This is a genomic window from Paenibacillus sp. IHB B 3415, from assembly GCF_000802655.2.
Taxonomy (GTDB): Bacteria; Bacillota; Bacilli; order Paenibacillales; family Paenibacillaceae; genus Paenibacillus_AQ; species Paenibacillus_AQ phytohabitans.
On record NZ_JUEI01000088.1, the window covers coordinates 1 to 16,039 of the forward strand.

Below are 16,039 nucleotides of genomic sequence, written 5' to 3' on the forward strand. Positions count from 1 at the left end.
CGGACCGTTGTTCCAATCGCTGTGCTCTCCAGATTTTTTTCATTCCCCTTAGCGGTGAAAATCCGGAGACCAAGGCGACCGCATTCGCTTTTCCACAATCAGTCCGTCCTCTCCGCTGTTTAAGCGGGAAGCGTGTCTGTAATTTTACAATGCCTTCGTCATAAACACACTGTAAGGATCCTCAATGTAATCCCCAAACGGGCTGCAGGCCTCGAATCCGAATCGTTCGTATAATTTTCGGGCCGCCTCGAAGCCTTCCGTCGATCCGGTTTCCAGACTCAGCCGCACATAGCCTTGCTGCACAGCTTCCTTAAGGATGTGGGCAAGCATTGCAGAGGCGACGCCTTTTCTGAGGTGCCTGGCAGAAGTCCGCATGGATTTGATTTCACCATGGTGGTCCCCAAGGTCTTTAAGCGCCCCGCAACCTAACAATTCGCCGTGTTCCCAGGCACTCCAGAAGGTGATTTCCGGTGACCGTAATTTGTCCAAATCCAGTGCATGTACACTCTCCGGCGGGGATTGCTCAAACATGCTCTGTAAATGCTCGCTGATCAATGCTATGATTTCAGTTCCAGTCAAATTATCGATTCTAATCTCCATGGTATTCACTCCTGAGTGTAAGATGACGATCCAGGGCCTTTCCACATTTGTTTTTTGTGCCAAAAACGCCATAATGAAATAACGATATTCATTAGTATATATAGATTTATTATTGTTGTAAATACAACATTATGGGACGGCAGGTGATCAAGTGAAAGAGATACTTCGTGAGGTTGGAATGATTGCGAGAGCACTGGATTCTATAAGTAATATAGAGTTCAAGGAATTAGACCTTACTAAGGGGCAATATTTATATCTCGTCCGCATCTATGAGAATCCGGGAATTATTCAGGAGAAGCTGTCCGAAATGATCAAGGTAGACCGGACAACTGCCGCACGTGCAGTGCAGAAGCTTGAAGTCCAAGGCTTCATTGAGAAGAAGGATGATGAAACAAACAAAAAAATAAACAGGCTGTTTACAACGGAAAAAGGTGAACAGGCTTACTCTTTTCTGAAGAGAGAAGGGGATCATACGGACAGGGTTGCCTTAGCCGGATTCTCCGGACAAGAATCAGAACTATTATTTCAGCTTCTGCAGAGAGTCCGGAAAAATATTGAGGTCGAATGGGAGTATGTGAAGAAGGGGAATAAAAGAGAGTACTAATTTGTCCGCCCGAGGGGAATTGTAGAGATGAGAACTCTCAAATTCTAATCAGGATGAGGACGGAATTCATGAAGCAAACTTCCAGTAAAACCGAAGAAGACAAGAAGCTTAAATGGTGGCAGCTTAGTTTATTGGGCATAGCAGGGACTATAGGAACCGGATACTTTTTGGGCTCGGGACTGGCCATCTCCATGGGCGGTCCTGCGGTGCTGCTGGCTTACATTTTAGCGGCTGGCGGAACCTATGTTGTATTTGATGCGCTGGCAAGGATGACGGCAGAACATCCGGAGCAGGGCTCCTTCCGGTCCTATGCCAAGAAAGCATTCGGCAGCTGGGCAGGATTCGGAAGCGGCTGGGTATATTGGTTCTCGGAGCTGCTGATTATGGGAAGCCAACTTACAGCGTTATCCATTTTTTCGCGTTTTTGGTTTCCGGCCGTACCGATGTGGGTTTTTGCTGCCGGGTTTGCCGCAGTGAGCCTGTTGATTGTGTTTTTCGGGAATAAGGGATTTGACCGGGTTGAAAATATACTGGCTGTCATCAAAGTGGCGGCGATTCTGATGTTTCTTGTGATTGCTGCTGCGCTTCTGGCTGGCTGGATCGGTGGGGGGAAGTTCACACCGAAGGTACCCCTTGGGTATAAGGCGTTGTTTCCGTCAGGGGGCATCGGATTTTGGTCTGCCTTTATTTTTGCTTTTTATGCTTACGGCGGCATTGAGGTGCTGGGGATTATGTCCTACAGGCTCAAGAAGCCTGAGGAGGCTCCAAAAGCGGGGAAAGTCATGCTGCTCGGACTGGCTGGGGTGTATGTCCTGTCGATCGGACTTGCGGTGATTATGGTGCCGTTAAGCGCTTTTAACCCGAAGGAAAGTCCTTTTGTTCTTGCACTCAGCAGCGATCATCTGGCCTTTGTGCCGCATTTGTTTAACGGGGTGCTGATCATTGCCGGATTCTCCACGATGACAGCCTCGCTGTATGCCATTACCTCGATGATGATCACTCTTGCGCAGGAAGGCGATGCACCAAAGTTATTCTCGAAGAAATGGAAGGATAAGTATCCGTTCTATGCACTATGTCTGATTGCTGCCGGTCTGATAGGCGCTATCATGATGTCATTGTGGCTGCCGGGAAAAGTATATGAATACATTACCACGGCTGCGGGCCTCATGATCCTGTATAACTGGTCCTTTATCTTGCTCTCAGCCGGCCGGCTGCTTAAGCCCAGTTTTCTCAGCGGAGTGAAACGCTGGACGGGCCTGGTGCTGATTGCGGCTGCTGTAGCAGGGACACTGTTTCATGCGCTCAGCCGTCCGGGCTTCTACATCAGCCTGCTGATTGTTTCACTGATTGCGCTGAGTGACTGGATTGTTCAACACTTTCGCGGCAAAAAAGGCGGTACCCATGAATCCCATTCTCTGGAGGGCGGTCCTGAGTTCCGGATCACAGGGATCAGGCTGCGCAAAAACAAGGTTTAATAAAAAACGGTAAAGGTGGATATAGGCCCGCCAAAAAAAGCCAAAAGAAGGAAAAGAAGGCCTGCGAAAGCTCGCGGGCCTTTTCTACATGGAGAGTGCAGTTACACTCTGGCGGTTTCAGGTCTTTTAGTTAGAAGAGGAGGTGGAATCAGCCACCCCTTCTTCTTATTCATGTGCAGAATTTTAACGCCTATGGCTGCTTTGGTAAGGTGGTATTTGGCAAATAAAGCTCCGATATCTTCGCGGATGGATTGTCCCATAGCCTGACTGCATGCTACAAGTCCTGTAGCAGTATCAGCAGCAAGCTTGGCAGCAATTTCAGGATCTGTGAATCGTGCCCCTACAGGAATATCCTCAAGCTTGGCATCCGGCCGGTTTGGCATTACCGGTGCAGAGGCAAGACCCTGCTCTGTAAGCAGCGTATCGCATTCACTGATTTCCAGTTCCGCCTGATCAATTAATGTTCCCAATATTTTTTTGAGATCGTTATCGCCAGCGTGATACATATAAGCTCTGTAACACGACAATGCGCCCTTGGCCATCATCGAGGCTTGCCAGACCGTGAAGATTTCTCCATAGTGCATCGGTTCTTCTTTGGGGTTACCGCCTAAAATTCCTGTCATAAATAAACTCCTTTATTGTTGGATTTAAACAAGAACTAGCATGCCCGTAAAGAACATGGATGTTGCAGCATTTTCACCTATACAATTCAATTTCAAAATATTGCTGCATAATCTAATATTTGCATACCTTGTTCTCTTCAATGAGCACCATCAATATCTCTCTGCAAGGTGTATAAATAATACCGTATGAACCACAATAAGAAGGATGTGATTACAAAGAAGGTGGTTCGCCATGAAAGGTTCAAAAGGAGCATTAATTGCACTAGCTTCCATCCCATTAATCATGACTCTTGGTAATTCCATGCTGTTGCCTATTCTGCCGCAGATCTCCAAAAAACTTGGTATCACTGCTTTTCAGGTCAGTATGATCATCACAGTGTATGGCCTGATTGCGATCTTGATGATTCCGGTTGCCGGTTACTTATCGGATCGTTATGGTCGAAAAATCGTTATCTTACCCAGTCTTATCCTTGCGGCCATAGGCGGAGCTATTTGTGTTGCCGCTGCCTGGTTCTTAACCGGAGTAACTGCTTACTGGGTCATCCTCGGAGGACGTTTAGTCCAGGGGATTGGAGCCGCAGGAGCCTTTCCAATCGTCCTTCCCTTCGTAGGCGATCTGTTTCAGGATGAAAAAGAAGTTAGTAAGGGATTGGGAATCATTGAGACCTCCAACACCTTTGGTAAAGTATTAAGTCCAATCCTTGGCGCTTATCTCGGGACATTGCTATGGTATGCACCCTTCATCGCGATTCCGATCTTGTGTCTGATTTCCTTTGCACTTGTTATGTTTCTGGTGAAGAAACCCAAGTCGGAGGAGAAGGCCGAAAAGAAAAGCATTGGGCAATTCTTAACCGGCATCAAAGAAATCCTGCATGAAAGGGGCCGCTGGCTGTATGCCATATTCGCGATAGGCGGAATCTGTATGTTCGCAACCTTCGGCGTGCTATTCTATTTATCGGAGACGCTGGAGTCGGAGTATAACCTGCATGGGGCCTCCAAGGGGTTTGTACTGGCCATTCCCCTTGCACTTCTGTGTCTGGCCTCCTACGGAAGCGGCAAAATCATCGGCAAAAATAAGCTGTTAATGAAATGGCTCGGTTTCGGAGGTATGGCGGTGCTTACAGCAGCCATGCTGATAACAGGCTTTAGCCAGAATATATATTTCATGGTAGGCTTCTTAAGTTTAAGCGGTGTTGGGATTGGTGTGGTTCTGCCCTGCATGGATGCGCTAATTACGGAGGGAATAGAAAAAGAGAACCGTGGAACGATCACTTCCTTATATAGCAGCATGAGGTTTATCGGGGTTGCGCTGGGCCCGCCGGTCGTGTCACTTCTAATGAACCGGGGGCATTGGGTCTTATTTGGTACTATGGCAGCCGTAGGGGCGGCTGGCGGACTGCTGTCCTTTTTCGCTGTTACGCCAAGCAAAGGGGAGGCTGGAGGCGAGAACAATCTGAAGCAAACCAGCATGAAGCATAAAAAAACAAATCCGATGCGCCAGCGTGTCCGTTAGGTCTGCAGTTCTGAAAGTGTCCTGTCAGAAGAAACACACCGCCAGGGAACTGGCGGTGTGTTTCATGCTGTAACGGGCTACAGGGATAAAGCTTTGTTCGCAGCAGCAACATCGTTGGAAAGTAGCTTAGGAAGATCATAAGCAGGATAGAGCCCGCGTTCCAGCATAAAGTAAAAGATTTTACCGTGGAGCAGGATAGCGGCATTCAGTTGTTTTTGCAAGGTCTCCCGAAGGCTCGGAGTCGCTGTTTCGGTAATTCCGATGGCATAACTGCGTACTGCGGTTTTGGCGAAGCCTAAGAGCAAACCGGCATAGAATGCAGTCATATCCTGATCCTTGGAGCTGTTTCGTGTACCTTGCGGAGCGAGCGGGAAATATTGCAGCAGCTCTTTTAAATTCTGTTCCACAGCACCAATGGTCTCTAAATACAAGGCGTGAAGCTGGGGATCTTTCACATCAGTGTGCACCATCTTAAATAGTGTGAGCTGGTTGGTCTGATAAGCTGTCAATTCATGCAGTTCAAGCGTTTCGTGCCAAGCCAGGTGAGAATACTGCGGCCGTGATTCATAAGTATACAATCAAAATCCCTCCTAACGGTATGCGTTAGCCTATGCAGGAATAAGGTGGGAAGTGATCGTTGAATCCAACAAAATGCAACCCTAAAGCTGCTTGCTACCTCTACTTTTTATTAAGTGCAATCCCTTTCTCCTGTACAAACTTCTCCAGCACCGTGAAGTCCTCGGTAACCCGCTTGAAGGGTAAAGCTCCCAGCACCTTATCCCGGTAGTCCTTATGGGCTGCAGCGGACAGGCGGGAATCGAGGATACTGAGCACACCCAGGTCCGTTTCACTGCGGATCAGACGCCCGGTGCCCTGTCTCAACCGGAGCAGCATGTCCGGCACGAATACGTCTTTCAGGGGGTTCTCAGCCAAAGAGGCCTTATATTCATAGACCGGATCGGCAGGAACCGGGAAAGGGAGCCGGACCACAATTAACTGCGATAAATCGGAGCCTGCGATATTTACGCCCTCCCAGAATACCCCCGTACTCAGCAGAACGCCTTTACTGGCCCGGAATTCAGCGATTACCCCGTCCTGGGACGAGCCTTCCCTCTGCACATGCAGCGCCCAATTAAGCTTCTCGGCGCTTAGCTTCTGATGAATGTACTTCATATCCTCTTTTGCCGAAAAAAGCACCAGTGTCCGCCCGTCCGTCAAATTGCAGAGTCTCAGCATCTCTTTGTACGCTGCTTCCAGATAGGCTTCCCGGTTGTTATGGTTATAGTAGGGAACGTTCTTGGCAATGTACATCAGGGTGTGGTTATCGTAATCAAACGGTGAAGCCTGGCGCTCCATATAATCTCCCCGGTATCCGAGAGACTCTGTCAGATAAGCGTATTGTTCCTCCAGCGTATCTCCGGTCTGGCACAGGGTTGCTGACGTTAAGATGACAGAGGTCTTCCCGTTAAACAAGCTGTGTTTCAGGAATTGGCTTATGCCTTTGGGACAGATACTGACCGTGCTCTCCCCCTGCGTATGGCTTGCCCAGATCAGATAGTTGTCCTCCGCTCCGGCGAGCACAGCAAAGAGGCCGATAAGTCCGTTTATGGCTTCAAAAGCATTGTCAATCTCCCGCTCACGCCGGGAAGTGAAGACGGACAGGCTGAGACTGAACTCTTTCAATACCTGAATTCCCCGCTGCAGCGGGACTCCTGTAATCTCCGATACTTTGATCCGGTCATTGTCCTGCTTGGCTGTGTGCAGCAGATCCGCCTCTACCTGTCTGAAAATATCCCCGGCGCATCTTTTTATAAATTTATACTGTGCCATTAGCTCCTTATCGGCGGATTGCCTGAAAAGAATCTGTAAGGCGTCCTCCAGTATGCGGCAGGTTCCCCGGAAGGTGAATTCGAGCGTTCTTGCATCTCTGACCTTTGCTTCGAGATTATGCGCTTCATCGATTACGATCATCGCCGGCCGTTCCGTAATTAAGCCCTTGGTTCCTTCCTTCTTCTTAATCAGGTCACGGATAAGCAGGTCCTGATTAACGATGATGAAATCCATGTCGCCTGGGCCGGCATTAATTTTCGCCCTCATCTCGTAGAACGAACAGGTGCTCCGGTAATGGCATTGCTCAAATTTGCAATCATTCACACAAACGCCGGACCATACCGCGTCGCTAACACCGCCCTCAATATCTGCCCGCTCATCGATCCCGTAATTCACAATACGTTCGGCAAGCGCAGACAGGGGGGAAGCAGCATCATCCGGCTTGAATAGTTCAGCTGCCCTATACCGGCAGGCATATTGCCCCATACCTTTCCCGACTACGGAGCGGACCGTAGTGAACCCGAGCCGGCTGCCGATGAACCGCAGATCTTTATGGATCTGTTCGGAGAGCTGGATGGAGGAGGTGGCAATAATGACCGGCTGCCGGGAGATCTGGTTAATGAGCAGGCCGGGGATAAGGTAGGCAAAAGACTTGCCGATGCCGACTCCGGCTTCAATCATCGCATTGCGGCTATGTACATAAGCATCCGCGATATCCAGAGACATATCCTGCTGGCCGAGCCTCTCTGTGAGTCCGATCCTGGGAAACCGGTCATACATCCGGAAGATGGCATTGACCAGAGCGGGTTCGATGTCCTTTTTCAGCTCCCGCTTCTGTAATTTATAGAGATCATTTAACCAGCTGATAACGACCGCCCCTTTTCTATAATCAATGATGTTCCTGTCCCGTATCTATTTGGGTGAGGTTGTTATTATCATAGATGAAGCGCTAACAGTCAAGGGTTAGAATGTAATAGATCCGTGGAATGCTCCAGTCTCTTTGCCAGACAGTCCTTGAAAACAAAAGGCGTGCCTGCTACTGTTACTGTTATAGAGCCGAGAAGGAAGGTTTAAAGATGACAGAACATACGCAAGTATTCAAAGCTACGGAGACACATGTGAAATTGACCGGCCGGACGCATTACAGCAATGATGTGCTGTGGCTGGCTCTCTCCGGCAGCGGTATAGAATTTTCATTCTATGGCACCAAAGCGGAGATTACCTTAAAAGCTGATAATATTGCCTTAACCGGTAATAATCTGGCCAGGATTGCCATCTGTGTAAACGGAGTACAGGTCATTGACGATCAGCTGGACACGCTGCTTAGAACGTATACGATATTTGAGAGCGAGACGGAGCAGGAGGTCAGGGTAAAGGTCACCAAGCTGTCTGAGGCGGCAATGTCAACGGCTGGGATTCAGGAGATTGCTGTCCATGCAGCGGATGGAATCAAACCGGGTCCGGCAAAAGTACATAAGATCGAATTCATCGGCGATTCCATTACCTGCGGCTACGGCGTGGATGATGAGGATGGGCTGCACTCCTTCTCCACAGCTACAGAAGATGTCACCAAAAGCTATGCCTACCTGACGGCCCGCCATCTTGATGCGGACTACAGTATGGTTTCGTATAGCGGCTATGGCATTATTACAGGATACACAGAAACCGATCAACGGCTGCTGACACATCTTCTTCCGGATTATTATGAACGGGTAGGCAAGTCCGAGGGTAAATTTGACGGCGTTCTGCTGCCCCAAGATATTCTTTGGGATTTCAACAGGTTTGTGCCAGATCTGATTGTCATCAATCTCGGAACGAATGATGATTCTTACACCAGAGACGATACCGGCAAGCAGACGGAATATGCCAGGGAGTATGCTGAATTCCTCAAAATGGTCAGACGCAATAACCCCCGTACACCCATTCTGTGTACGCTGGGCATCATGGGAGACAGATTGTACCCTTATGTCGAACAGGCAGTGAAGGGATATATTCAAGAAACAGGAGACAGCAATATTTCTGCCATGAAATTTGACGTCCAGGAGGCAGCGGATGGATACGCCTCCGACTCCCATCCTTCCCAAGCTACCCACGGCAAAGCGGCCCGGAAGCTGACGACTCATATCAGGGGGCTTATGGAGTGGTGATATAGAGAAGCTTGATTGAGCAGAATAATATCTGCTCTGAATATTGCCTAAAGGAAGAAAGCGGCCCGTCTCCGGACGATCGCTTTTTTGTTTTTCCTACACTGGTGAATACATAGAGAACAATGGGAAAGCTATAAGGGTAAAGGGAGTTTCGTTATTTGAAATTATGGGTATATAAGCTATATTTTCGAAATATAAACGTCAGCAAGCCACAAGTCGGAAAGTGAGGGTCCTCATGGATTTCCCAGTCAACATCCTTCTCGTAGACGATCACCCCGAAAACTTGCTTGCCATTGAGGCTATTCTAAGCGGAGAACCATATCATCTGTTTCGGGCATATTCCGGGGTAGAGGCTTTGCGCTGTTTATTGGAAGAAGAATTTGCCGTCATCGTCATGGATGTGCAAATGCCGGGACTGGACGGGCTGGAGACGGCACGCCTCATCCGGACCCGGGAGAAAAACAATTACGTGCCTATCATCTTTATGACAGCGACCAGTAATACAATGGAGGATATCTTCGCAGGCTATTCGGTCGGCGCTATGGATTATATGACGAAGCCCTTCGTCCCGCAGCTGTTCAAATCCAAAATCGAGGGGTATGTCAGCATGTATGAAGCTAACAAAACCCTGCAGATCCAAAGCGACATGCTCAAGAAACAAGCGAAGCAGATGGAGAAAACGAATCAGGAGCTCAGAGAGGCAAAGGAAGCGGCGGAAATCGCATCCCGTGTGAAATCGGAATTTCTGGCCATGATGAGCCATGAGATCCGGACTCCGCTGAATGGGATCATAGGCATGTCTGATCTGCTGCTCACCTCCGATTTGCCGGAAGAATACGCTGAGATGGCAGGAATTATCCACACGAGCAGCAATGCACTGCTTTCGGTCATCAATCCTATTCTCGATTATTCCAAAATTGAATCCGGAAAGATGGAAGTGGAAGAGGCGCCGTTCTCTCTTCAGGACTGCCTGGCTGAAACGATAGATTTGTTCACAGCCAAAACCAGGGAACGGAATCTGGAGATGGCTGTGACCGTAGATCCTTCGGTTCCGCCTTATATAATGGGAGATATGACCCGCCTCCGTCAGGTATTGAATAATTTGGTGGGCAATGCAGTGAAATTCACCCATGAAGGCAGTATTTACATAATGGTTAACAAGCTGTCCGAAGAGGCGAATACGCTTACGCTTGAATTTACAATTAAAGATACGGGGATCGGAATTCCCCCGGATAAGATAAACGAACTGTTCCAGCCCTTCTCCCAGCTGGATGCCTCTACAACACGCAGGTTCGGAGGCACAGGACTTGGATTATCGATCAGCAAATCTTTAGTTGAATTAATGGGCGGCAGCATCCGGGTAGAACCGTCGAATGAACCTGGGGCCACCTTTGTTTTTACCATTACAGTCAAGACAATTCCAAGTAAATAATGCATAAGGGGCAGGGTTGATACTATGAGCGATCAAAACCAAAGCAAAGAGATAAGCGGGGATCAGATTGACGCCGGCGAATTGCTCAACGCCTTAATGGCGATGAAGAAAGGAAACTTCTCCCACAGAATGCCCTATGACCGCACGGGAGTAGCCGGTAAGGTAGCGGATACCTTCAACGAGATCATGGATATTCAGGAGAGTCTGGTGAATGAAGTCCAGACAGTAGCCAGAGTGGTCGGTAAAGAAGGTAATCTGTCGCGCAGATTCGTGCAGAAGAATCTGGGCGGCTCCTGGGAGACCATTACCGATTCGCTGAACGGGATGGTTATTGACTTAATTCAACCGACCAGCGAGATGGTCCGGGTGATTAACGCCGTAGCCAAAGGCGATCTGTCCCAGAAGGTGGAGCTGGAGATCGAAGGACGGCCGCTCACTGGTGAATTCCAGCGGACGGCAAGCAATATTAACATGATGGTGAATCAGCTCAGCACGTTTGCCTCCGAGGTTACCCGGGTGGCACGCGAGGTCGGCACGGAAGGCATTCTGGGCGGGCAGGCAGATGTCAAAGGGGTATCGGGAACCTGGAAAGACTTAACCGACAGCGTGAATTACATGGCGACTAACCTCACGGATCAAGTGCGTAATATCGCGGCGGTAACGACTGCTGTGGCGAACGGTGATCTGTCAAAGCAAATTACAGTAAATGCACGGGGAGAAATCCTTGAGCTCAAAAATACGATCAACACCATGGTGGATCAGCTCTCCATGTTCTCTTCAGAGGTTACACGTGTAGCGCGTGAGGTTGGCACGGAGGGTAAGCTTGGCGGGCAGGCAGACGTGAAGGACGTGTCCGGTACGTGGCGGGATCTAACCGAAAGCGTAAACTACATGGCCTCGAACCTGACCAATCAGGTGCGTAACATCGCGGTTGTGACCACTGCGGTGGCAAACGGCGATCTGTCGAAGAAGATTACTGCCGATGTCCAGGGCGAAATTCTGGAGCTCAAGAACACCATCAACACGATGGTGGATCAACTGTCGACCTTCGCCTCCGAGGTTACCCGGATGGCGCGAGAGGTAGGTACGGAAGGGATCCTTGGCGGACAGGCAGATGTCAAAGGCGTATCCGGCACCTGGCGGGATTTGACGGAAAGCGTAAATTACATGGCCTCGAACTTAACCAATCAGGTGCGTAACATTGCCGAAGTAACAACCGCTGTCGCTAAGGGCGACTTATCCAAGACGATAACTGTCGATGCGAAAGGCGAGATTCTCCAGTTGAAGAGCACCATCAATATTATGGTGGATCAGCTCAGCAACTTCGCCTCCGAGGTGACGCGGGTGGCGCGGGAGGTCTCCACGGAAGGAATCCTCGGCGGTCAGGCGGATGTGAAGGGCGTATCCGGCACCTGGAAGGATTTAACGGACAGCGTTAACTTTATGGCGGGTACCCTGACCGATCAGGTGCGTAATATCGCTGAAGTGACGACGGCGGTTGCCAAGGGTGACCTGTCCAAGCAGATCACGGTAAATGCGACCGGAGAAATCCTTGAGCTCAAGAACACCATTAACACCATGGTGGAGCAGCTCTCTACCTTCGCTTCCGAGGTTACCCGTGTGGCGCGTGAGGTGGGTACCGAGGGCATGCTGGGCGGACAAGCCCAGGTTAAAGGCGTTGCCGGGACCTGGCGGGATTTGACCGAGAGTGTAAACTATATGGCCTCGAACTTGACCAATCAGGTGCGTAACATTGCTGTTGTAACGACGGCAGTAGCGAACGGAGATCTGTCCAAGAAAATCACTGCCGATGTACAGGGCGAAATCCTGGAGCTCAAAAATACCATCAATACGATGGTGGACCAGCTCTCGATGTTCTCCTCCGAGGTGACGCGTGTAGCCCGCGAGGTAGGTACAGACGGCAAACTGGGCGGACAGGCGCAGGTGAAGGGCGTCGGCGGCACCTGGAAAGACTTGACCGAAGGCGTTAATAATATGGCCCGGAATCTGACGGATCAGGTGCGGAATATTGCAGACGTTACGACAGCGGTAGCCAAAGGGGATCTGTCCAAGAAGATTACCGTAGATGTCAAAGGTGAAATTCTTGAGCTGAAGAATACAATCAACACCATGGTGGACCAGCTCTCGATCTTCGCCTCCGAGGTTACGCGTGTAGCGCGCGAGGTCGGTACGGACGGCAAACTCGGGGCGCAGGCGGAAGTTAAGGATGTTTCCGGCACCTGGAAAGATCTGACCGATACGGTCAACTACATGGCCAGCAATCTGACCATTCAGATGCGCAACATTGCCGGCGTTACGACAGCGGTAGCGAACGGCGATCTGTCCAAGAAGATTACGGTAGACGTTAAAGGCGAACTGCTTGAGCTGAAAAACACGATTAATACGATGGTGGACCAGCTGAATTCGTTCGCTTCCGAGGTTACGCGTGTGGCGCGCGAGGTCGGTACAGACGGTAAGCTGGGCGGACAAGCCCAGGTGCGCGGCGTCGGGGGGATCTGGAAGGATCTGACCGACAACGTTAACATTATGGCGACCAATCTGACGGATCAGGTGCGCGGGATCGCCAAGGTTGTGACTGCCGTTGCGAACGGTAATCTGAAGCAGAAGCTGACCGTGGAAGCCAAAGGTGAAATTGCCGAGCTGACTGATACCATCAATAATATGATCGAGACACTGGCGACCTTCGCCGACCAGGTGACCACGGTGGCGCGGGAGGTAGGCGCCGAAGGGAAGCTGGGCGGACAAGCCAGTGTGCCTGGAGCAGCAGGAACGTGGCGTGACCTGACTGACAACGTTAACTACATGGCGAGTACGCTTACCACGCAGGTGCGGGCCATTACGAATGTTGCCACGGCGGTAACGAATGGTGATCTGTCACGGGCCATCGACGTATCCGCCTCCGGAGAAGTCGCGACACTCAAAGACAATATTAACGAAATGATCCGGAACCTGAAGGAGACGACCCGTATCAATACAGAGCAGGATTGGCTCAAAACCAACCTGGCCAAATTCTCACGGATGCTGCAAGGGCAAAGAGATCTGTATGCGGTGAGCCGTATGATCCTGTCCGAGCTGGCTCCGCTTGTATCTATGCAGCATGGGGTCTTCTACATCAATGAACCTTCTAACGGTGAAGCTGTTCTGAAGCTGTTCGCCAGCTATGCTTACCAGAGCCGCAAGCATCTGGCGAATGAATTCCGGGCCGGGCAAGGGCTGGTCGGCCAGTGTCTGATTGAGAAGCAGCGCATTCTGCTTACCAACGTGCCGGGCGACTATGTTGTAATTTCGTCCGCATTGGGAGAAGCTACCCCGCTTAATATTATTTTGCTGCCGATTATTTTCGAAGATCAGGTGCTGGCGATACTGGAGCTGGCCACCTTCCGCCCTTACAGTGATATCGACATCGCCTTCCTGGATCAGCTTACAGAATCCATCGGCATTGTGATCAACACCATGCAGGCGAACCAGCGTACGGAGGAATTGCTGATCCAATCACAGTCGCTCACCGAGGAGCTCCAGAAGCAGCAGATGGAGCTGCGGAGTACGAATGACGAGCTTGAGGATAAAGCAAAGCTGCTGGTGCTGCAGAAGGCGGAAGTGGAGAGCAAGAATCATGAGGTAGAGGTAGCCAAGCGTTATCTGGAGGAGAAAGCGGAACAGCTTGCCCTCACGTCCAAGTACAAATCCGAGTTTCTGGCCAACATGTCGCATGAGCTGCGTACTCCGCTGAATTCCCTGCTGCTCCTGGCAGAACAGCTGGCCGAGAACCCGGATGAGAATCTTCATGAGATTCAGGTGAAGTTCGCGAAGACCATTCAGGACTCCGGACTTGAATTGCTTAACCTTATCAACGATATTCTGGATCTGTCCAAAATCGAATCGGGCACGATTACGCCGGATTACAGCGAGGTTTCTCTGGCAGAGCTGACAGACGGGCTGGACCGTACCTTCCGCCATATGGTGGATGCCAAGAAGCTGGACTACCGGATCATCATTGATTCCGGCGTGCCGGCCAGAATAGCAACGGATTTCAAGCGGATTCAGCAAATTCTGAAGAACCTGCTGTCCAACGCCTTTAAGTTCACGGAGCAAGGGCAGATCATGCTGCAGATCCGGAAAGCAGGCGAGGGCTGGCATCCGGAGAATGAATCGCTGACGCGGGCCAAAACGGTGATCTGCTTCTCAGTAAGCGACACGGGAATCGGTATCCCGCCTGAAAAACAGCAGATTATCTTCGAAGCCTTCCAGCAGGCGGATGGCAGCACGAACCGGGAATACGGCGGGACAGGCCTGGGTCTTGCCATATCCCGCGAGATCGCCGAGATGTTAGGCGGAGAAATCACCCTGTACAGTGAAGCGGGCAAAGGGAGCGTCTTTAATCTGTACCTGCCTACTGAAGCGGAATTCACCGAACCGGAGATCCCCAAGGCACATGTTCCGGAGGTGATCGATATCACCCCATCCAAACGCAGAAGTACTCTGGCTAAGCTGGCAGATGACACGTTCCTTGATGACCGGGATCAGATCGAGCCGGGAGACCGTGTCTTCCTGATTATTGAGGATGACCAGAAGTTCAATGAAATTATGCTTGATCTGCTCCATAAAAAAGGAATCAAAGCCGTGATTACATCCAGCGGCTATGATGTGCTGGAGCTTGTTCATAAGTACCAGCCGATTGCTATAACACTCGATCTGCATCTTGGCGGAGACGCCGACGGCTGGCTGGTACTCGAGCAGCTGAAGAACGATATTGAGGTGCGGCATATTCCGGTTTGTGTGATGACGGTCGATGAGGATGAGGTACTGCTGTTACAGCGGGGCGCTCATGATTACTTCCGCAAACCGGTGACCAATGAAGAGCTGGAGAACGCGCTCGACCGTCTGAACCAGTTTGCGGATAAGAAGACCAGAAATCTGCTGGTGGCGGTCCAGAATGAGGAAGAGCGCAAGCAAATCATTGAGCTGTTAAGCAACCCTGATATCAGTCTCACGGCAGTGGACACGGCACGCAAAGCGTTGAACCAGATGAATACCAAAGAATTCGATTGTGTGGTACTGGACAGCGGCCTGCCGGAGATGAATCTCATCCGGTTTATCCGGGATATGTACAAGAACGCGAAGAACAAAAAGGTTCCCGTCCTGGTTCACATGAGCAAGAAGCTGACACCGGCGGAAGAAAGCGAGTGGGATGAGCTGGTCAAAATGGCGGTGCTCAAAGAGGTGAAATCGAATCTCCAGCTGATCGATGAAACGACCCTCTTCCTGCACCGCAAGGCGGAGAACCTGCCGTCCGGTTCAAAGGATAAGCTGGTTAAGCTGCATCACTCGGATGAAATGATTGAGTCTAAAAAAGTACTTGTAGTGGATGATGATATCCGGAACATCTTCGCACTCACTTCCATTCTGGAACGTCATCAGATGAAGGTCATCCCTGCGGAGAACGGGCAGGATGCCATCACTCTTCTGGAACAGACACCGGACATCGAAATTGTCCTGATGGATATCATGATGCCGGGGATGGACGGCTATGAAACGACCCGTGCCATCCGGCTCAAGCCGGAATTCAAGGACCTCCCCATTCTTGCGCTGACGGCGAAAGCGATGAAGGGAGACCGGGAGCTGTGCCTCGAAGCAGGCTGCTCAGATTACATTACCAAACCGGTCAACAGTGCACAGCTGTTATCTATGATGCGTACATGGCTGGATAACGATAACTAAGACTTATAAAAACAGGAGCCGACCCCAAAGCCGTGAAAAGGCTGCTTGGGTCAGGCTCCTGTTTTATTTAGGCGGA

10 protein-coding genes are annotated in these 16,039 nt (G+C 50.4%); 6 read left to right on the top strand and 4 right to left on the bottom strand.

All coding sequences use genetic code 11. The annotated features are described in order from the left end of the window. Positions 1-144 precede the first annotated feature (144 nt). Positions 145-600: a GNAT family N-acetyltransferase gene (locus tag QW71_RS29905; protein WP_039308102.1), complete on the bottom strand. Its 456-nt coding sequence runs from the start codon at positions 598-600 to the stop codon at positions 145-147. Positions 601-751: 151 nt separating this feature from the next. On the opposite strand from QW71_RS29905, the gene QW71_RS29910 reads away from it, so the two are divergent. Further along, a complete protein-coding gene (locus tag QW71_RS29910; protein WP_039308104.1) occupies positions 752-1,204 on the top strand; it encodes a MarR family winged helix-turn-helix transcriptional regulator in 453 nt (150 codons plus the stop codon). A 68-nt stretch (positions 1,205-1,272) separates the two neighbouring features. After that, the gene (locus QW71_RS29915) at positions 1,273-2,679 is read left to right on the top strand and encodes an amino acid permease (protein ID WP_083442789.1); all 1,407 of its coding nucleotides are present in this window, start codon (positions 1,273-1,275) and stop codon (positions 2,677-2,679) included. Positions 2,680-2,780: 101 nt separating this feature from the next. On the opposite strand, the gene QW71_RS29920 is transcribed toward QW71_RS29915, so the two are convergent. After that, on the bottom strand, positions 2,781-3,302 hold the full coding sequence (locus QW71_RS29920; protein ID WP_039308106.1) for a DUF3231 family protein: 522 nt from the start codon (positions 3,300-3,302) through the stop codon (positions 2,781-2,783). 232 nt (positions 3,303-3,534) lie between these two features. On the opposite strand from QW71_RS29920, the gene QW71_RS29925 reads away from it, so the two are divergent. Further along, positions 3,535-4,815, top strand: coding sequence for an MFS transporter (locus QW71_RS29925; protein WP_039308109.1), 1,281 nt, complete (start codon positions 3,535-3,537; stop codon positions 4,813-4,815). Positions 4,816-4,892: 77 nt separating this feature from the next. Here the strand turns inward: QW71_RS29925 and QW71_RS29930 are convergent, their stop codons facing one another. Then, the gene (locus tag QW71_RS29930) at positions 4,893-5,393 is read right to left on the bottom strand and encodes a spore coat protein (protein WP_047014057.1); all 501 of its coding nucleotides are present in this window, start codon (positions 5,391-5,393) and stop codon (positions 4,893-4,895) included. A gap of 100 nt (positions 5,394-5,493) precedes the next feature. Continuing rightward, entirely contained in the window at positions 5,494-7,371 is a 1,878-nt protein-coding gene (locus tag QW71_RS29935) for an ATP-dependent DNA helicase (RefSeq protein ID WP_235441594.1), read from the bottom strand. Between the two features lie 350 nt (positions 7,372-7,721). Between QW71_RS29935 and QW71_RS29940 the strand changes: the two genes are divergently transcribed. The 3 genes from QW71_RS29940 (at position 7,722) to QW71_RS29950 (ending at position 15,963) form a co-directional block, all read left to right on the top strand. Next, on the top strand, positions 7,722-8,792 hold the full coding sequence (locus tag QW71_RS29940; RefSeq protein ID WP_039308113.1) for an SGNH/GDSL hydrolase family protein: 1,071 nt from the start codon (positions 7,722-7,724) through the stop codon (positions 8,790-8,792). A gap of 235 nt (positions 8,793-9,027) precedes the next feature. Continuing rightward, entirely contained in the window at positions 9,028-10,224 is a 1,197-nt protein-coding gene (locus QW71_RS29945; RefSeq protein ID WP_039308116.1) for an ATP-binding protein, read from the top strand. A gap of 24 nt (positions 10,225-10,248) precedes the next feature. Beyond that, a complete protein-coding gene (locus QW71_RS29950) occupies positions 10,249-15,963 on the top strand; it encodes a HAMP domain-containing protein (RefSeq protein ID WP_039308119.1) in 5,715 nt (1,904 codons plus the stop codon). Positions 15,964-16,039 lie beyond the last annotated feature (76 nt).

What these genes read in the sequence shown, in the direction of transcription:
- QW71_RS29920 (WP_039308106.1), bottom strand. Translation starts at nt 3,302, where the DNA reads ATGACAGGAATTTTAGGCGGTAACCCCAAAGAAGAACCGATGCACTAT.
- QW71_RS29940 (WP_039308113.1), top strand. Translation starts at nt 7,722, where the DNA reads ATGACAGAACATACGCAAGTATTCAAAGCTACGGAGACACATGTGAAA.
- QW71_RS29925 (WP_039308109.1), top strand. Translation starts at nt 3,535, where the DNA reads ATGAAAGGTTCAAAAGGAGCATTAATTGCACTAGCTTCCATCCCATTA.
- QW71_RS29950 (WP_039308119.1), top strand. Translation starts at nt 10,249, where the DNA reads ATGAGCGATCAAAACCAAAGCAAAGAGATAAGCGGGGATCAGATTGAC.
- QW71_RS29935 (WP_235441594.1), bottom strand. Translation starts at nt 7,371, where the DNA reads ATGTCTCTGGATATCGCGGATGCTTATGTACATAGCCGCAATGCGATG.
- QW71_RS29945 (WP_039308116.1), top strand. Translation starts at nt 9,028, where the DNA reads ATGGATTTCCCAGTCAACATCCTTCTCGTAGACGATCACCCCGAAAAC.
- QW71_RS29915 (WP_083442789.1), top strand. Translation starts at nt 1,273, where the DNA reads ATGAAGCAAACTTCCAGTAAAACCGAAGAAGACAAGAAGCTTAAATGG.
- QW71_RS29905 (WP_039308102.1), bottom strand. Translation starts at nt 600, where the DNA reads ATGGAGATTAGAATCGATAATTTGACTGGAACTGAAATCATAGCATTG.